Raw genomic sequence first — 17,813 nt, forward strand, 5'->3', positions numbered from 1 at the left:
AACCTGGGGCACTTGCGGCCCGCTCGCTGTTGGTTACGCAACATCAACAAATAAAAACGGCTCAAATCCTGATTTGGATTTGAGCCGTTTGTCGTTACTGCTCGGGTTCTTCGACTTTATCGATGGTCCAGGTGGCTCCGAGACCGACGGTGGTGTTGCGGCGGATGCGCACGGCAACCTCGTGGCGCTCGCCGGCCTGCGTGTAGCGCAGGGGGAAGCTTGCGCGGTTTCGCGCGGCCTCGATGGTACCGCGCTCGCGGGCGATCCAGTAGTACTCGCCGACGATGCCGAGGGTATCGGCGCCGTAGGGGAGATAGGTCGACAGCTGGTGTAGCAATGGACCGGGGCAGAAGACCTCGGTTGCGAAATCGATGGGGAAGTCCTCGGGGATGGCGGGCGCTACGGGTGCGGGGGCCGGTACCATCGTCGGTGCGAAGGCCTGCTCATTGACGGGCGTCACCTCGATGACGGGCGCGGGTTCGGCGCCGAGTACTGATTCGGTGTCCGCTTTCGGCATCGCCGCGGAATCTGCGGGTTCGACGATGGCAGGTGCGTCTGCGGTCGCGGTGTCGAACTCGACTTGCGGAGCGCTCTGATTCTCGACGCTCGACTTTGTCTCGACCGGCGTGGACGCCATGGTGGTGATGCCGGCGTTGGCGTTTTCAGGGTCATAGACGACCGTAAGCGAGATGGCAGGCCGCGGCGTCTCGGGCTCCGGCGTCGACTCAGTAGCGTCTTGATCGTCGGGCTCGTCGGGCTGATCGTCCTCGGCCTCGTCGCCAAAGACATCGCTGTTTTGGAGCGCAGGCGCCTCAGGTTGGCTAGCGGCTTCTTCTGTTGTCGACTTGGGAGCCTCGTTGAGCTCCGCAGTGGCTTCCTGCTCGGATATGACTTCGGGATCGGTCGTGGCGGCGATTTCGGTTTCGGCTTCTGCCGTTACCTCAATAGCGACTTCGATCTCTGTCTCGGGCTCGGGCTCCGGCACAACCTCGGTCTCGGTTTCGGGCTCAGGACGCTTAACGTGCTTGGGGCGCACGGCCTTGAGGTCCTTCTCACCGCGCTTTTTCTTTTTGTAGGACTGCTTGGCGCCCTTGGCGGTCTTGGGCTTGTCCTCGCCCTTGGCAAGTGCGGCATCCCAGGCCTCGTTGGCGATGACGGTGGCATACAGGCGACCGCCCTTAAAGACGGTCAGCTTAATGCAGTCGTCAAGCTCTTCGAGCAGCTCGCGCGTGGATTCGAAGCCCAGGTCATAAGCGGTCATGTCGCCAGCGGTGAGCGCCTCCTCGACCTGTGTCATAAACGTTTGCTTGCCACACCCAATCGCATCGCGCAGCAGGCGATACAGATAGATGTGGTTGCCCAGCGATAGCGTGGGCCTAACTATTGTCTTGCTCATGGCAAATCTCCTCTTTACACATGTAAAGCATCTTACCATCGCATGGCACTCGCCATGGCGGCGCCCAAGGCAAACGGGCGCGAACCGCTGTCGGTTCGCGCCCGTTGTACAGGTTGCCTATCTGGGGATGCAGTGCCTAGTTGCCCGATGTCGTGCCTTGGCTTGAACTGTCAGATGCCGTGCCGGACGCGGTTCCGCTCGAGCTGTTGGTGTTGCTGTTGTCGGTGGATCCCGTACTCGGTGTATTGCCATTCGCCTGGTCGCCCGTGCTCGGTTGAGAGCCGTCAGTCGTTTGGCTTGAGTCAGTCGTGCCGGATTGCGTGCCGCTGTTGTTCGCAGAGGAATCGACGCCCTGCGATTGGTTTTGGGTGTTCGAGGACGAATTGGCAGAGGTAGAACTGTCTTGCGTATCGTCCGTCTGTGCCTGCTGATCCTGCGACTGGGTGTTGCCATTTGCATCGCTCTCGGTCGTGCGCGACGACAGGATTGGCTCGGGATGCTCGCCCAGACCCTCACCGGCAGTGGTGATAAGGATGGCGCCGGCGCAGGCGATGACCGCGACGATGGCGATAGCGATCGAGAAGACGATGACCTTCTTTTGCGTCTGGCTGCGCTCAGCCGCCGCCTTGGCGCGCAGGCTGTTGGGAGCGACGCGCGCCGTGGTCGCGCGTCCCGCAACCTGGCGCATCTCCTGCGTGGTTGCGGCGCCACCTAGGTGCTCCTCGACATTGGGCTCAACGGGCTCGTAGGCGCCGGTAGGGTAGTCGACAGCGGCATGCGTGCCCTTGATTGCTTCGGCGCTGGCGGTGATAAAGTGGCGATAGACCTGCGAAGACACAACAGTGATGACTGAGCTCACAGCGGCACCAATCACCGAGCCGGCAATGCCGATCTTTGAAGCAAGCGCCACGCTCGTGGCGGCAGCTGCGGCGCCGGCGATGATCTGGGGAATGGAAATGTCGTCGAACAGGCCTTTTTTGGGCGCGATGGCCATGGTCTGGCCGATGGAATGGTTTTCGTGAACGCCGTTGTTCAGTGCGGCGGGAGTCATGACGCGTGTACGCGGCGCGTCGGTGTACTTGGTTGTCATACGGGGTCCTCCCGGTGTAAATCTGCTTCGTTTCGTGTAGCCATCAGGGTACCCACCAGATGTGAATCGTGCGTGACATTTAACAGATACCATCAACTCATCAAGGGGGCTTGCTGTCTTTGGTGCAATAGCTTGATGCTAAACTGGATTTATATTTGCGAGGTGGTTTACGTGATGTACCCGTATATGACATTCGAAGATGGAACCGAGGTCATTCATTCTGACCTGATTACAGATGGCGATATCGAAAAGGTTATCGTGCATTTTGAACGACCGACGGCAGAGGGTTTCGACTCCGCTCGTTGTGAGTTGCCTTCCTGTTCGTGGACTGACTGGGAAGGGCATTTTACTCAGAGTGAAAAAGGAGCTTTCGAAGAGTGTCTGAGCAAATAATTTAGATTAGTTCGAGTTTAGTTCGAATAAAGAAGCTGAATGCGATGACCTAAAGCGTATGCATTTTTAGTATTAGATGCGTATGAAATGGAGGATGTGAATGGATGAGCTAATAGACTTTAAAAAACGATTTCTCAAGAATGGCGAGCTGGTTTCAATTCCAAAAAAGGAAAGCTATAAAAGAATCATGCTGCTATGGGCCGTCTCTTTCTTTGAATTAAATACAAGTTATACGGAGCTTCAGGTTAATCGTGTGCTGTCACAGCTCTATCCTGATTATGCCGTGTTGAGGCGGTACTTGGTTGATTATGGATTCCTATTAAGGGATGAACGAGGCCTGAAATACGAGGTTAATCGTGATGTTCACGGTATTGAGAGCTAGCCGTCCGGTTCGGGTCCTATATATTGCTAGAGGGATAAGCGAAATAGGCAATTGGTGTGCGAATATTGCTTTGCCAATGCTGATTTACGAGGTAACTCACGATGTTTCTGCAACTGCTTTGATGGTCTGCTGCAGATTTGCCCCCTCTCTGTTTTCAGTTGCGCTCGCGCAGCTGCCTCAGAAGATGGGTATCGGGACACTGCAGGCCATGAGATTGGCAGACTTAATTCGCGTGGGATTATTCGTTTGCTATATTTTTGTTGATAGTAAATGGAGTATGTTTGCTATTACGTGCGCGGTATCGCTTTGCCGAACGGTAGAAATGCCCTGCTTTTACTCGTTGTTAAGAGCCAATACGAATAGTATCAATCGCGACGTAATTAATAATTCGTTTGGGTTCCTGCAGAATTTGATGATGGTTCTGGGGCCAGTTGCCGGCGGTTTTGTTGTCGCTCAATTTGGGGCGGAGGCTGTTCTTGCATTAGACGCGCTTTCTTTTGCCGCGTCGTTCTGGTTGCTGCGAGATGTTCCGTCGGTTATCGAGGTTAATGATAAAGAGGGAATAAGCAAAAATGAAAAAAACAGGACTGCATTTAGTGATCTTAGCGCGAAGCACTTGGCAATTGGTTTCCTATTAATCGATATTTCTAGTGGCGTGGCATTCGGCTCTCTGAATTCTCTTTTGCCAGCTATAGCGCAATTGCAATTTGACTCGTCATCGATACAATACGGATTCCTTCAGAGTAGTCTTACAATCGGACTGTTGTTCGGAAATACAATATATGGTCGTTTAATCAGTGGTTCCGATTGCGTTAAATCATATTGTTTTGTGACGTATCTTGCGCTCGGTGCGTATCTGGCGTTTGGCTATCGCTATGCGTCTGGGATATCGTTTATTTTCCTTTTTATCGTCGGTGCCGGAAACGCCATTCAAGATGTGCTTCTCATAACATCGCTGCAGGATTTGGCGAGAGACGGATCTGAATCGATAAGCCTGTTTTCAATTAGGGAGTCTTTGCAATCGGTTGCTGTTGTTATTTCAACACTTCTTGTTTCGCTGTTCACGAGCATCGCGATGTTCTCAATTCTCGTTACAGGACTTGGCGTATTTTCAATTATGATGGTAGTTGTGTTTCAATTGAATTATTTGCGAAAGATGTGACGTTGATATGCCTAAAACACTTTTAGTATTTCCCCCAGGATGGAGTCCAGTGGGGCCGTATCTTGCCTTGCCTGTTTTGAAGTCATATCTTCAAGAGGTTGAACAATACAAAGTTGACATTGTTGACTTAAACGTGGAATTTTACGATGACCTCCTATCTTTTAGACATGTCGAAGAGTGCTGTAAAAGGTATCGGGAATCAAAGGATTCGTTTAGTTCGAATGTTCAATTAACAATCGAGTTGATACAAAAGTCGGCACTTAATGTTGACGAGGCAAAAGATATTTTCAGATCGAAGAGATACTTTAATCTAAAAGAAAGACAATATGCTGAAAACATTTTTAGAAATGCACTCTATATCATAAATCACGTCTCATATGGAGTTAAATACACGTTCAACTCCATAGATCTGCCCTATGATTATTATTCGACACCAGAAATAATGAAATCGCTTGCGGATACCTTGCATAATCCGTTTATTTCCTTCTATGAAACTGCCTTTCTTAAGCGAATTCAGAGGGAAAAAATCGAGTTTATTGGGATTTCGGTGAGCGGCTGTTTCCAATTGATTTCTGCAGTTACGTTAGCGAAACTGATTAAAGAAGAATGTCCATCTGTTAAACACGTCTCATTGGGCGGCAATTACATTACTCGTTTAGCAGATGACTGCATGAAAGAATGGCATCCCTTTTTTGAATACATTGATTCGATAATGATGTATGACGGCGAAGAGCCGCTTGCACGTCTTCTTGAGGCTCTTGACTCTGGTGATGACAACCTCGACTGTGTTCCAAACCTTTGCCATGCTAAAGGTGGAAAGATATATAAAAACCATCGGATTGAGTAAACATTTATCAACGATACAGTTCCCGATTTCGATGGCTTCGCCCTTTCTAAATACTTCATGCCTGAGCTAATATTGCCGGTTTATTCCTCTAGGCAGTGTTTTAATCATTGCGCCTTCTGCACCATTCCCGGTGCTACCGGTGGTTGTTACCGAAAGATGCCTATATCGAGAGTATTTGAAATAATGTGTCGGTTAAATGAAAAATACGGCACGAGAGTTTTCTCTTTTGTGGATGAAACATTCGAAGGCAAAAGAATGGAGCAACTCGCGGATGAAATAAACGCATCGGGAAAAACGTTTTTCTGGCATGGAGAAACGAGGTTCTCTCCAACCCTAAGTACAGACGTTTTTAATAAGATATACCAAAGTGGATGTAGGCAGATTCAGTTTGGCCTCGAGTCATACAACCAAAGAGTTCTTGATCTAATGAAGAAGAACACGAGAGTTGATTGGATTGATCGCAATATCCATGATTGTCTCAATGCGGGTATTCCTGTTCATCTATTTTTTTTGATTGGCTTTCCGACCGAAACTAAAGAAGAGGCTCTGAACACCTTAGCTTATACAGAGAATGTTTTGAATTATTCAAAACAGGTATGTGGTGTTCCATATTCCACGAGAGGATTTACGAATTTTGGTCTCGTTATGGGGTCGGATGTTTGGAATCATCCCGATAAGTATGGTGTCTCTGTAATGCCGAAGTCCCAATATGAGGATTTGCGCCTCGAAGTGGATTATGTTTCAGGCACTGGTTTAACTTTAAATGAAGCAAAATCCTTATCTGATGAGCATCATATTGATTTTTATATGCAAGAGGTCATAAACGGTAGCGACACAATTGACTTGCCCCAGCGGCTTCATATTTCAGAGGTGACCTGGATCCTAGATTCTATTCACGCTGTCAGGTATAAGGGACATTTGACCAAAGTAAAGCGACGGCTAACTAGTCTAAATCCAGCTGATCGAATCTGGCTGGATTCCAAGACCTCTGTCGTGCTCGTTGAGCCATTTGCCTACTTCTATAATTCTGAATACCATCATGTCTATGCTGTTTCCCAGTTGGTATACCTTAAGTTGGCCCGTTTATTGGAGGCCGATTGTAGCATTTCTCTTATTCTTGATCAGGGCGACCTCGAGCTGACAAGGGCGATAGAAGAACTGTTGCATTATGGATTGCTGAATACAAATATCGATGCCGATTATGTAATGCACGATAATGGTTTTCAATTGGTTAAAAGTTCGTTTGTTAAAGAAGTCGGACGCTCAAAAGAGGGGTTAAGAGTACTGCTGAGTTGTGCCACCCATAGAATGTGTGCGGTTAATGATTATTCGTTCGCTTTGCTTTCGTTGTTTGAAAAGCCGATTACTAAGAACGAGCTGCGCGACATTTTGAAAAAAGAGGGACTATCGGCAAACGAGGAGCAATTAAACAAGTTGGTTGATAATTGCATGAAAGCAGATATACTACAATTGATTAGATAGAGGAGGTTTCTGCATGGACGTTATTAACAAAGATCTCTTGGAGCAACTGAAAGAGTCTCAGGAAGAGGGCGTCGTGGTAGAAGTGTTCGACTTTGAGGACTACATGGATAAATTCTGCCATTAGTTTCGGAATTTACTTGCCTCGCTTAAAGGAGAAGTCGATTATCGATTTCTCCTTTTTTAATTAAAGATATTTTTGGAATACATGCTCTTAGCACAGGTTGGCGTCTCAGTAAACTGGGAGGTTGCTTTGGCTAGTTAGAGATATGTGAACGTCCGTTAGACTGAATCTCAGGGTAGAAGGGGCCTCCAGTGTCCAGATCAACAAGGCAATGCTGCGTTTCGGCTAATAAGAACGACGGCTTTTTGCGTGTGGCGGCGGCGTCGCCGCGGATTCGCGTGGCCGATGTCGAGGGCAATGCCGAGGTGGCGTTGGCTGCCGTGCGTGAGGCTGCCGAGCGTGGCGTTCGCGCGCTGGTGCTGCCCGAGCTTAACCTGACCGGCTATACCGCGGCCGATCTGTTCCATAACCGCACACTGCTGCATGCCTGCGAGGCTGCTCTGGTGCATATCCTCGACGAGACTCGTGAGCTGCCGATTGTCTTTACCATTGGTCTTCCCGTTGCGGTTGCCGAGAATATCTACAACTGCGTCGCTGTGTGCTGCGCGGGCGAGCTTTTGGGCCTCACGGCCAAGAAGTATTTGCCCAACTATGGCGAGTTCTATGAGCGCCGTTGGTTTGCTCCGGCACCTACCGATCCCGTTTGGCTTGAATTTGCCGGTCAGGGTCCGGTCCCGTTGGGCTCGGGGCTTGTCTACCGTTGCTGTGATGAGGGCGCCGAGGACCTGGTGCTGGGCGTTGAGGTCTGCGAGGACCTGTGGGTGCCGGCGCCTCCTTCGACCGAGATGGCGCTTGCCGGTGCGACGGTGATTCTCAACCCGTCGGCCTCGGACGAGATCATCGGCAAAGCGGATTACCGCCGCAGCCTTATCTCTAACCAAAGTGCACGCCTGTACTGCGCCTATGCCTACGCGGACGCGAGCGAGGGTGAGTCCACGACCGATATGGTCTTTGCGGGCGAGAACCTCGTCTACGAAAACGGCTCCAAGCTCGCCGCGACCAAACTGCTTACCTGCGATATGGCCATCGCCGATGTCGATCTTGACCGCCTGGTTGCCGAGCGCCGTCGCTCGACGACGTGGGCGCGCGCGGACGATGCGCCGGAGGCCACGACCGTTGAGTTTTCTTTTGAGGGCGTGCTGGCCAAAGAGCCTGTCCTGCGCGATGCCTGCGATATCGACCGCGTTTTCCCTCGCGCGCCTTTTGTGCCGGCCGACCACGGTGATCTGGCCGAGCGTTGCGAGACTATTCTCAATCTGCAGACTGCGGGCCTCAAGACCCGCCTTGCCCATACGGGTACCAAGGCTGCCGTCATCGGCCTTTCCGGCGGCCTCGATTCCACACTGGCGCTACTCGTGACCGTGCGTGCCTTCGATGCGCTGGGGCTGCCGCGCACGGGCATCACTGCCGTGTCCATGCCCGGCTTTGGCACGACGCATCGCACTAAGTCCAACGCCGAGTCGCTCGCGCGCGACCTGGGCGTGAGCTTCCGCGAGGTTTCGATCCACGCGGCTGTGGAGCAGCACTTCAAGGACATTGAGCACGATCCGACCGTGCAGGACGTGACCTACGAGAACAGCCAGGCCCGCGAGCGTACGCAGATTCTGATGGATCTGGCCAACCAGGCTGGCGGTTTTGTCATCGGCACGGGTGACCTGTCGGAGTTGGCACTCGGCTGGGCTACCTATAACGGCGACCACATGAGCATGTACGCCGTCAACGCGAGCGTGCCCAAGACACTCGTGCGTCACTTGGTGCGTTATGCGGCTGATGTCTTTGGCGGGCGTATTGCCGAGGTTTTGCTCGATATCCTCGACACGCCGGTGTCCCCCGAGCTTCTGCCGCCCACGGGCGACGGCGAGATTGCGCAGAAGACTGAGGATTTGGTGGGCCCGTACGAGTTGCACGACTACTTCCTCTACTACTTGCTGCGTTTTGGCTTTGAGCCGGGCAAGATCTACCGCATGGCGCTCAAGAGTTTCGAGGGTGTCTACGACGCCAAGACCGTCCACGCGTGGCTGCGTACGTTCTATCGTCGCTTCTTTGCCCAGCAGTTTAAGCGCAGCTGCCTGCCCGATGGCCCCAAGGTTGGTTCGGTGACGCTCAGCCCGCGCGGCGATTGGCGTATGCCGAGTGACGCCAGCTCGCGTCTGTGGCTTGCGCAGATCGACGCGCTCAATCCAGTTGACTAAGGTTGGCTAAATTGAACCAATACGGGGGTTGCAAGCGTTACACTTTTGCAATCTGATGGCCCGTATCGCGCGGCGCTCTTGTCGGAGCGCCGCTTTTTTATATCGGAAGGTGGCACCATGCAGGCATCGCAGCGTCTCGACCGCTTTGGCGCGGAGGTCTTCGCCTCGCTCAACAACAAACTGCTTGCGCTGAAGGCTCAGGGCAAGACCATTTACAACATGAGCGTGGGCACGCCCGACTTTAAGCCGTACGACCACGTGGTCGAGGCGCTCACGCAAGCGGCCCAGGACCCCGAGATGTGGAAGTATGCCCTGCGCGACCTGCCCGAACTCAAGCAAGCCGTGTGCGATTACTATGAGCGCCGCTTTGGCGTTTCGGGCATTACGCCGTCTATGGTGCAGTCGTGCAACGGCACGCAGGAGGGCGTGGGCCATTTGGGCCTGGCCCTGCTCGATCCGGGTGACACCATTTTGGTTCCCGATCCGTGCTACCCGGTCTTTGAGGCGGGCGCCAAGATTGCCGATGCCAAGCTCGAGTACTATCCGTTGGTCGCCGAGCATAATTACCTGCCCTATGTGGCGGGCATCGATCCCGAGGTGGCCGATCGTGCCAAGTATATGATCGTGTCGTTGCCCGCGAACCCGGTTGGCTCGGTGGGCACGCCCGAGGTCTACGAGGAGATCATCGCTTTCGCCCGCGAGCACGACCTGCTCATCGTCCATGACAACGCGTACTCCGACATCGTGTTCGACGGCGAGCCGGGCGGAAGCTTCTTGCAGTATCCTGGTACGCTTGAGGTGGGCGTGGAGTTCTTCTCGCTTTCCAAGTCGTTTAACGTTACCGGTGCGCGTATCGGCTTTTTGGTCGGCCGCGAGGACGTGGTCTCTGCCTTTGCCAAGCTGCGCGGCCAGATCGACTTTGGTATGTTCTTCCCGATCCAGAAGGCTGCTATCGCCTGCTTGAGCGGTCCGCGCGATGAGGTCGAGGCGCAGCGTCTGAAGTACCAGGAGCGCCGTGATGCCCTGTGCGACGGTCTTGAGAACTTGGGCTGGGAGCGTCCCAACGCGCATGGCTCTATGTTTGTGTGGGCCAAGCTTCCCGGTGGTCGCACCGATTCCATGGCGTTTTGCGAGGAGCTTATGGAGAAGGCCGGCGTTGTGGTGACGCCGGGCGCGAGCTTTGGTCCTTCGGGCGAGGGACACGTGCGCATGGCGCTGGTCCTGCCGCCCGATCAGATTGCTTTGGCTGTCGAGGCCATTCGCGAGGCGGGCCTGTATTAGAAAGCTATTTCGCCTCGTCAATAGCTCGAAACCGATTTCGTGCAGTTATTTTACGAATCCTGCAAACAATTTCGGTAAACGGTCGATTTTTGGCTGCGAATAGGAGCATAATCAAAGTCCCGATTGGATGTATTGGGATTACGGCAAGCCGCTCGGGTCGTTCCCGGGCGGCTTGCTTGTGGAGAGAGATGGGAGTTTCTAATGGTTAACGAGAAGAAGGTCGCTATTGTCGGCTGCGGTTTCGTCGGTTCGTCTTCGGCGTTCGCGCTGATGCAGAGCGGTCTGTTCTCCGAGATGGTCCTCATCGACGTGGACAAGAACCGCGCCGAGGGTGAGGCTCTGGATATCGCGCACGGCATGACGTTTGCCGAGCCGATGAAGATCTACGCCGGCGATTATTCCGATGTCGCCGACGCCGCCATGATCGTCGTCACCGCTGGCGCTGCCCAGAAGCCCGGTGAGACCCGCTTGGACCTGGTCAACAAGAACGTCAACATCTTTAAGTCCATTATCCCCGAGATTAAGAAGTCCGGCTTCGACGGCATTCTGCTCATCGTCTCCAACCCGGTCGATGTTCTGACCTATGCCGCCATCAAGATGTCCGGCCTGCCCGAGGGCCATGTCATCGGCTCCGGTACCGTGCTCGACACCGGTCGTCTGCAGCAGATGCTTGGTGCCCACGTTGAGGTCGACCCGCGCGATGTCCAGGCCTATGTCATGGGTGAGCACGGCGACTCCGAGTTCGTTGCTTGGTCCAGCGCCCAGGTTGCCGGCGTTCCGCTGAACACCTTCTGCGAGCTTCACGGTCATCTGGAGCATGAGGCTGCCGAGAAGCGCATCGCCGAGGACGTCAAGAACTCCGCCTACACCATCATCGAGAAGAAGCACGCCACCTACTATGGCGTCGCCATGGCCGTCAAGCGCATCTGCACCGCCGTCATGCGTGACGAGCAGACCGTTCTGCCCGTCTCCTCGCTCATGGTGGGCGAGTATGGCCTGTCCGATCTTGCCATCTCCATGCCGACCGTCGTTGGCCGCGACGGCGTTGTCTGCCGCGTCCCCGTGCCGCTGAACGATGACGAGCAGCATGAGCTCACCGCCTCTGCAAAGGCCCTCAAGGACATCATCGACAGCGTCGACTTCTCCTGCTAAATCGACTTCTCCTGCTAAATCAAGCTCGCTAGAGCGAAAAGCTACAATGAAGGCGTCCGGGTCCACGCGGCCCGGGCGCCTTTTTGATGCAAAGTAACCTGACCCCAATGCACCATAGTTGATGGGAGGGCCATGTCGGATTCCTCTAATTTTTTGACCTATGCCCAGACGACGTTTGATTCGTTTGAGGAGCAGCCGTTCTGTGCGGTGGATAGCCTGGTCTTTGCGTGGCTGTCCTATTTGCGTTTGCCGGGTGATATGGCGGAGCTGACGAACTGGCAGGGCCTAGACGTACGCGAGCTGCTGCGTGCCGAGTGCTACCGGGACATGATTGGCGACCTGTGGGATCCGGAGGGGAGCAGGGCCTTGTTGGAGGCCGTGGCAGCAAGCCCTCGCTACCGTGGCGTGCACGTTTGCGGTTATCGTGCCGTGAGCGATGTGGTAGCGACAGAGCAGTTTGCAGCCATGGCGTTCCGGTTTCCGGCGGGGTTTAGCTATCTTTCCTTCCGGGGGACCGACAGTACGATTGTGGGCTGGAAAGAGGACTTTAACATGGCGTTCCGGTGTCCTGTGCCGGCCCAGGAATCCGCGGCGCGTTATGTAGACGAGGCGGCGGACGCGATTGACGGGCCGCTTTTGTGCGGAGGTCATTCCAAGGGTGGAAACCTTGCGGTGTACGGTGCGGCGATGTGCTCCGATGTCGCCCGTGAGCGAATCGAACGGGTGTATTCCCATGATGGTCCTGGCTTCGTCGAGGAGTTCCTGAACGGCAACGCCTTTGCCGATCTTTCCGGCCGCATCGATAAGACGCTACCTCGGTCGTCGATCTTTGGCATGATGTTCGAGACACAGGAGGACTATGCCATCGTTGAGAGCACCGAGTTCAGCCTGCTGCAGCACAATCCCTTTAGCTGGGTGGTTGATGGTCGCGACTTCGTGTACTGTGAGCGCCTGTCCGCCGGTGCTCGATACGTTGATGGCTCCATTCGCGAGATGCTGCTTGCAGTGGGGCCTGCCGAGCGCGAGCGTTTTGTAGATGCATTGTTCTCCGTGTTTGAGGCTACGGGTGCTGAGCGGTTTGCGGATATCGCTGGGAATCTGCGCGAGAGCCTGCCCGTGATGCTCCAGGCTGCGCAAGGTTTCGACAAGGATACGCGACGCTTTGTCTCGCAGACCATCGTGGCAATCCTTAAATGCGCGCTGCTGCCCAAACGACCCCAGATCGACATGTCCACTGCCGGTAAGAGTCTGGCAGAACAGCTCGAGGCTTGGCAGTCCGAGCTTCTGCGCTAGCCATTGGTGCAAAGCAACCTGTCCCCGATGCACCAATCTTCGATGCGCTCGGGAGGGCTCGACCGCTATACTGGTTCGTGCCGAAATCGATCTAGAACGGAATGCCGTATATGAAAATCAATCACGCGATTCTGCATATCCTGGACTTTGACTCTGCCGTCAACGTTATGAGCCAGCGCGAGCTCGATATCGAGAGTCGTACCGTGCGCAACTTCGTGACCACGCATCTGCGCCGCGCACGTACCTCGGCCGACAATAAACGCGCCACGTTTGCCGAGAACTCTGCGTTTGGCGGCGAGCTCAAGGGCTATTTCTTTGGCGAGCGCGAGTTCGTGGACCTGTCGCAGCAGATTGCGGAGTTTATCTCCTCCGAGCTCACCAAAGCCGAGAAAGCCGAGTCCACCGACGTGCTCGTGGCCGATTTTGACGACGATGAGGATGCCCGCTGGTTTGCCGTGATGCTGCTGGGCTCCAAGCAGGCTTTTATGCACGAAGTGGGCCGCGAGGAGGGAGAGGTGCGCAACGACATCGCGCGCCACTACGCCATTCTGCCGAACCCCTCGCAAAAGGTGCCGAGCTATGCCATCGTGCGTGCGAGCACCATGGAGATCGGTTACGTGGACAAGAAGCGCAAGATTGCCGGTGAGGACCGTATGCTTATCCCCGATGGCCTGCTGCAGTGCGACACGGGCGTATCAGGCAAGGAGGTCATCGACACCGTGACGCGTGTGGTCGAGGAAGTCGCCGAGGAGCACGGTGCCAATACGGCCGTGGCGCTCGCCAAGGTTAAGGCTGCCGTCGCCGAGAAAGTCGAGGATGACGAGGAGCTGCCGCCCTGGGATATCGTCGATGAGGTCTTTGAGGACGAACCGGTTATCAAGGAGAGCGTGCGCGCGGCACTGACTGAGGAGAAGGTGCCTGAGCGTGTGCCCGTGGAGCGCAAGCAGGTCGAACGCGCGGCCGTGCGCAACCACAAGATTCGTACCGATACGGGCATCGAGATCAGCTTTCCGGCCGAGATGGGCTCGAACTCCGAGTACATCGAGTTCGTCAACGAACCCAACGGCCTCATCTCCATCGAGCTCAAGAATATCGGCAGCATCGAGAATCGATAGCGGCTCGAGTAGATTGACCGTAACGAAAAGGCCAAAGCCCTTTGGGGCTTCGGCCTTCTTGGTAAAACCGCGTAACTATTAAAGCTGACGTAGTCCCTCTTCGAGGCCGGTCTTGCTGTCGGTTTTCTCATCGCGCATCTTGATGACGCGGGCGGGGACACCGGCCACGACGGCGCCGGCGGGGACGTCCTCGACGCATACGGCGCCGGCGGCAACGACAGCACCCTTGCCCACGCGCACGCCCTCCAGGACCACGGCGTTGGCGCCAATCATGACATCATCTTCGATGATGACGGGCGTGGCGCTCGCAGGCTCAACGACGCCTGCCAGTACGGTGCCGGCGCCGATATGGCAGTTCTTGCCCACGGTTGCGCGGCCGCCCAGGACGGCGCCCATATCAATCATAGAGCCCTCGCCGATAACGGAGCCGATGTTGATGATGGTGCCCATCATGATGACGGCGCGGTCGCCGATCTCGACGCGGTCGCGGATGATTGCGCCCGGCTCGATGCGGGCATTGATGCCCTTAAGGTCGAGCATGGGGACGGCGGAGTTGCGGCAGTCATTCTCGACGTCGTAGTAGTCGATGGAGTCGGCATTGGCATCGAGGATGACCTTGAGCTCATCCCAGTCACCAAAGACGGTCTTGCCACGACGACCGCCGTAGACGTGCGCATTGCCCCACTGGACCTTCATGCCCGGCTTTTCGCGCACGTACAGTTTGACGGGCGTTTTCTTGGGCGCGGTGGCGATGTAGTCGATAATCTCCTGTGCATCCATCTCGGCTGCGTTGCTCATTTGCTATCTCTCCTTTGGGCGGATTCGGTTGATACCTGGTTAGGCAAACATGACCTGGTCGAACGTATAGAAGCCGGGTTCACGGGCGACGAGCTTCTGCGCGGCTGCCAGGGCGCCGTTGACAAAGATCTGACGGCTCGTGGCGCGGTGGGTGAGCGTGACTTCCTCGTCCTGGCCAAAGAAACCCACCTCGTGCACACCGGCTACGGTGCCGCCGCGCAGCGAGTGCATGCCGATTTCCTTGGGGTCGCGCGCTCCGCACATGCCCTCGCGGCCATAGACGGGGTGGTAGCCTGCCTCGGGCTCGGCTTCGACGACGGCGTCGAGCAGCAGCTTTGCGGTGCCGCTGGGGGCATCGACTTTTTGGTTATGGTGCGTCTCGACGATTTCGCAGTCAAAGCCGGGCAGCTCGCGCGTGGCCTGTGCTACCAGATGACGCAGGGCTGCGATGCCGATGGAGTAATTGCCCGAGTGCATAACGCGGGCGTTCTGGCCCAGCTCACGCAGGCGGTCCATCTGCTCGGGGGTGTAGCCTGTGGTGCCCGAGACTAACGCCGCGCCCGTGCGCTCGACATAGGCGACGACGGCATCGAAGGTCACGACGTTCGAGAAGTCGATGATGACGTCGGCTGCCGGGGTGCTCTCGAGCTCGGACAGGTCAAAACCGATCTGGGCCACGATATCAAAAACGGGCTCTCCAGCGGCGTTGACAATGCCCTCGGCGGTAGTGTGGATGAGCGAGCCCATGCGGCCCGTTCCCATAATGACGGTCTTAATCAAGCAGACCAGCTCCCTTCAGAGCATCGGTAAGTGCGGCGCGCGTGTTATCGGCCATGGGGCACAGCGGCATGCGGTAGTTGGCTTCGATCATGCCCATCTGGGCGAGTGCCTCCTTGACGGGGATGGGGTTGACCTCGCTAAAGAGGGCATTGATGAGCGGCTGGCCGGCAATTTGGATATCGCGGGCGCGCTCCACGTCGCCGTCCAGATAGGCGCGGCACATGTCGTGCACGAGCTGCGGCTGAACATCGGCCCACACGCTGATGGTGCCCGAGGCGCCCAGGCTCATGAGCGGCACGGTGAGCGTGTCTTCGCCCGAGTACATACGGAAGTCGTCGGACAGCAGGTGGGCGATCTTGGCCGCGTAGGCGACGTTGCCCGAGGCTTCCTTAATACCCATGATGTTGGGGTGCGCGGCCAAGCGCTCTACGTTGCGCTCGCTGATGCCGCAGCCGCAGCGGCCGGGGATGTTGTACAGGATGCAGGGGATATCTACGGCATCGGCAACGGTCTTAAAGTGCTGGTAGATGCCCTCTTCATTAGACTTGTTGTAGTAGGGGGTAATGAGCAGCAGGCCGTCGGCGCCCAGGCCCTGATAGGTGAGCGACTTGGTGAGCATGGTTTGCGTGGAGTTGGAGCCCGAGCCGGCGATGACGGGGACGCGGCCTGCAACCTGCTTGACCACGGCGGCGACGACGGAGTTGTCCTCGTCATCGGTCATCGTGGCGCTCTCGCCGGTGGTGCCCAGGGTGAGGATGGCGTCGGTGCCATTTTGCAGGTGGAAATCGATAAGGCGCTCGAGTGCGTCAAAGTCGACGCTGCCGTCCTTTTTAAACGGCGTAACAAGGGCGACGATCGAGCCCTCGAGGTTGCGGATATCCATGTTCTTCTCCTTCGCTTCCGCGATCTGGATGCGTTTGTTCCATTGGACGGCGACGGCCAGGCGCTCGTCCTGAGCGCGACGACGAGCGCTTTCGGCGCGCGACTTGGCCAGCAGCTCTCGGCCGCTCGGCAACACGTCGAGCGTGGCAAAATAATCGCCCGGGCGCTCGGCGCGGCGGATAAGGTCGGCCGAGCCGTCGGGGCGCAGCAGCACCTCGGCGGAGCGCAGACGGCCGTTGTAGTTGTAGCCCATGGAGTAACCATGCGCGCCGGTATCGTGGATCACGAGCACATCACCCATGTCGACCCGCGGTAGCTCGCGGTCGATGGCGAACTTGTCGTTGTTCTCGCACAGATTGCCCGTAATGTCGTACGTGTTTGTGACAGGCGCCGCGGTCTTGTCGGAGCCACCCGGCTGGCCCATCACCGTAATGTGGTGGTAGGCGCCATACATGGCAGGGCGGATCAGATCGACGGCGCTTGCGTCGACACCGATATAGTCCTTGTAGATTTGCTTCTCGTGGATGGCCTTGGTGACCAGGCAGCCGTAGGGGCCCATCATAAAGCGGCCCATCTCGGTGCAGATTGCCACATCGCCCATGCCGGCGGGAACCAGAATCTCGTCGTAGGCCGCATGCACTCCTTCGCCGATGGCATGGATATCGTTGGCCTGCTGCTCGGGCAGGTAGGGGATGCCGACGCCGCCGGACAGATTGATAAAGGCGACGTGTGCGCCGGTCTCGCGCTCCAGGCGCACGGCAAGCTCAAAGAGGATGCGCGCGAGCTTGGGGTAGTAGTCGTTGGTGACGGTGTTGCTGGCAAGGAATGCGTGGATGCCAAAGTTTTCGGCGCCCTTGGCCTTGAGCGTGCGAAAGGCCTCGAAGAGCTGCTCGGTGGTCATGCCGTATTTGGAGTCGCCGGGGTTGTCCATGATGCCGTTGGAGAGCTGGAACAGACCGCCCGGATTAAAGCGGCAGCTGACCGTCTTGGGGATGGGGCCTGCGACGCGCTCAAAGAACTCGATGTGGCTGATGTCGTCAAAGTTGACGATGGCGCCCAGCTTGTCGGCGAGCTCAAAGTCCGCTGCCGGCGTGTCGTTGGATGAGAACATGATGTCGTGTCCCGTGATACCCAGCGAGCGGGCGATCATGAGCTCGGTATAGCTCGAGCAATCGCAGCCGCAGCCGTATTCGTTGAGAATGGAGATGAGCGCCGGGTTGGGATTGGCCTTGACGGCAAAGTATTCCTTAAAGCCCGGGTTCCATGCGAAGGCGTCGCGCACCTCTTGCATGTTGCGTCGGATGCCCGCCTCGTCATATAGATGAAATGGCGTGGGGAACTGCTCGACGATATGCTCGAGCGTCTTCTTGTCCACAAACGGCTGCTTGGCCGCATATGCCTCGTTGGGGGTTAATGCCATGTCCCGTAAACCTCGCTATCCAGACGG

At 56.1% G+C, this 17,813-nt stretch carries 15 protein-coding genes; 10 read left to right on the forward strand and 5 right to left on the reverse strand.

Features of this window, described 5'->3' with window-relative positions; translation table 11 throughout:
• Positions 1-94: 94 nt before the first annotated feature.
• Positions 95-1,396: a hypothetical protein gene (locus tag DW112_RS07260; RefSeq protein ID WP_118270137.1), complete on the reverse strand. Its 1,302-nt coding sequence runs from the start codon at positions 1,394-1,396 to the stop codon at positions 95-97.
• Between the two features lie 136 nt (positions 1,397-1,532).
• Positions 1,533-2,486, reverse strand: a complete 954-nt coding sequence (locus DW112_RS07265; protein ID WP_118270136.1) for a hypothetical protein — start codon at positions 2,484-2,486, stop codon at positions 1,533-1,535.
• A gap of 171 nt (positions 2,487-2,657) precedes the next feature.
• Between DW112_RS07265 and DW112_RS07270 the strand changes: the two genes are divergently transcribed.
• The 10 genes from DW112_RS07270 (at position 2,658) to DW112_RS07315 (ending at position 13,906) form a co-directional block, all read left to right on the forward strand.
• Positions 2,658-2,879, forward strand: coding sequence for a hypothetical protein (locus DW112_RS07270; RefSeq protein WP_233545885.1), 222 nt, complete (start codon positions 2,658-2,660; stop codon positions 2,877-2,879).
• Positions 2,880-2,979: 100 nt separating this feature from the next.
• Entirely contained in the window at positions 2,980-3,261 is a 282-nt protein-coding gene (locus tag DW112_RS07275; protein ID WP_055251466.1) for a DUF2087 domain-containing protein, read from the forward strand.
• Positions 3,239-4,423: an MFS transporter gene (locus tag DW112_RS07280; RefSeq protein ID WP_118270135.1), complete on the forward strand. Its 1,185-nt coding sequence runs from the start codon at positions 3,239-3,241 to the stop codon at positions 4,421-4,423. Before DW112_RS07275 ends, DW112_RS07280 begins: the two co-directional genes overlap by 23 nt.
• Positions 4,424-4,430: 7 nt before the next feature.
• The gene (locus DW112_RS07285; protein ID WP_147345491.1) at positions 4,431-5,270 is read left to right on the forward strand and encodes a hypothetical protein; all 840 of its coding nucleotides are present in this window, start codon (positions 4,431-4,433) and stop codon (positions 5,268-5,270) included.
• A gap of 57 nt (positions 5,271-5,327) precedes the next feature.
• A complete protein-coding gene (locus DW112_RS07290) occupies positions 5,328-6,752 on the forward strand; it encodes a radical SAM protein (protein WP_118328648.1) in 1,425 nt (474 codons plus the stop codon).
• Between the two features lie 312 nt (positions 6,753-7,064).
• Positions 7,065-9,065, forward strand: coding sequence for an NAD(+) synthase (locus DW112_RS07295; protein WP_117800373.1), 2,001 nt, complete (start codon positions 7,065-7,067; stop codon positions 9,063-9,065).
• A 117-nt stretch (positions 9,066-9,182) separates the two neighbouring features.
• Complete coding sequence (locus tag DW112_RS07300; protein WP_118328649.1) at positions 9,183-10,346, forward strand: pyridoxal phosphate-dependent aminotransferase; 1,164 nt, start codon at positions 9,183-9,185, stop codon at positions 10,344-10,346.
• Positions 10,347-10,547: 201 nt separating this feature from the next.
• Positions 10,548-11,498, forward strand: a complete 951-nt coding sequence (locus DW112_RS07305) for an L-lactate dehydrogenase (RefSeq protein WP_006234343.1) — start codon at positions 10,548-10,550, stop codon at positions 11,496-11,498.
• A 132-nt stretch (positions 11,499-11,630) separates the two neighbouring features.
• Positions 11,631-12,791: an Mbeg1-like protein gene (locus DW112_RS07310; RefSeq protein WP_117633805.1), complete on the forward strand. Its 1,161-nt coding sequence runs from the start codon at positions 11,631-11,633 to the stop codon at positions 12,789-12,791.
• 110 nt (positions 12,792-12,901) lie between these two features.
• On the forward strand, positions 12,902-13,906 hold the full coding sequence (locus DW112_RS07315) for a nucleoid-associated protein (RefSeq protein WP_022094136.1): 1,005 nt from the start codon (positions 12,902-12,904) through the stop codon (positions 13,904-13,906).
• A gap of 78 nt (positions 13,907-13,984) precedes the next feature.
• Here DW112_RS07315 and dapD read toward each other — a convergent pair whose 3' ends face one another.
• Genes dapD through dapA form a run of 3 tightly spaced genes read right to left on the reverse strand, consistent with a single transcriptional unit; the run spans position 13,985 to position 17,786 of the window.
• Positions 13,985-14,704 carry a 2,3,4,5-tetrahydropyridine-2,6-dicarboxylate N-acetyltransferase gene (dapD, locus tag DW112_RS07320; RefSeq protein WP_118066067.1) on the reverse strand — a complete coding sequence of 240 codons (720 nt, stop codon included), beginning with the start codon at positions 14,702-14,704 and terminating at the stop codon, positions 13,985-13,987.
• Between the two features lie 39 nt (positions 14,705-14,743).
• Positions 14,744-15,484, reverse strand: a complete 741-nt coding sequence (gene dapB / locus DW112_RS07325; RefSeq protein WP_233545886.1) for a 4-hydroxy-tetrahydrodipicolinate reductase — start codon at positions 15,482-15,484, stop codon at positions 14,744-14,746.
• Entirely contained in the window at positions 15,477-17,786 is a 2,310-nt protein-coding gene (gene dapA, locus DW112_RS10090; protein WP_118328650.1) for a 4-hydroxy-tetrahydrodipicolinate synthase, read from the reverse strand. The genes dapB and dapA overlap by 8 nt, the downstream gene beginning before the upstream one ends.
• Between the last annotated feature and the right edge of the window lie 27 nt (positions 17,787-17,813).

Origin of the sequence: Collinsella sp. AM09-41 (assembly GCF_003473245.1) — a bacterium.
Classification (GTDB): domain Bacteria; phylum Actinomycetota; class Coriobacteriia; order Coriobacteriales; family Coriobacteriaceae; genus Collinsella.

Bases quoted from the DNA above. Each gene is read 5' to 3' on its own strand.
- DW112_RS07290 (WP_118328648.1), top strand. From the start codon at position 5,328: ATGCCTGAGCTAATATTGCCGGTTTATTCCTCTAGGCAGTGTTTTAAT.
- DW112_RS07285 (WP_147345491.1), top strand. From the start codon at position 4,431: ATGCCTAAAACACTTTTAGTATTTCCCCCAGGATGGAGTCCAGTGGGG.
- DW112_RS07275 (WP_055251466.1), top strand. From the start codon at position 2,980: ATGGATGAGCTAATAGACTTTAAAAAACGATTTCTCAAGAATGGCGAG.
- DW112_RS07300 (WP_118328649.1), top strand. From the start codon at position 9,183: ATGCAGGCATCGCAGCGTCTCGACCGCTTTGGCGCGGAGGTCTTCGCC.
- DW112_RS07310 (WP_117633805.1), top strand. From the start codon at position 11,631: ATGTCGGATTCCTCTAATTTTTTGACCTATGCCCAGACGACGTTTGAT.
- dapD (WP_118066067.1), bottom strand. From the start codon at position 14,704: ATGAGCAACGCAGCCGAGATGGATGCACAGGAGATTATCGACTACATC.
- DW112_RS07315 (WP_022094136.1), top strand. From the start codon at position 12,902: ATGAAAATCAATCACGCGATTCTGCATATCCTGGACTTTGACTCTGCC.
- DW112_RS07305 (WP_006234343.1), top strand. From the start codon at position 10,548: ATGGTTAACGAGAAGAAGGTCGCTATTGTCGGCTGCGGTTTCGTCGGT.
- DW112_RS07260 (WP_118270137.1), bottom strand. From the start codon at position 1,396: ATGAGCAAGACAATAGTTAGGCCCACGCTATCGCTGGGCAACCACATC.
- DW112_RS07280 (WP_118270135.1), top strand. From the start codon at position 3,239: ATGTTCACGGTATTGAGAGCTAGCCGTCCGGTTCGGGTCCTATATATT.
- dapA (WP_118328650.1), bottom strand. From the start codon at position 17,786: ATGGCATTAACCCCCAACGAGGCATATGCGGCCAAGCAGCCGTTTGTG.
- DW112_RS07265 (WP_118270136.1), bottom strand. From the start codon at position 2,486: ATGACAACCAAGTACACCGACGCGCCGCGTACACGCGTCATGACTCCC.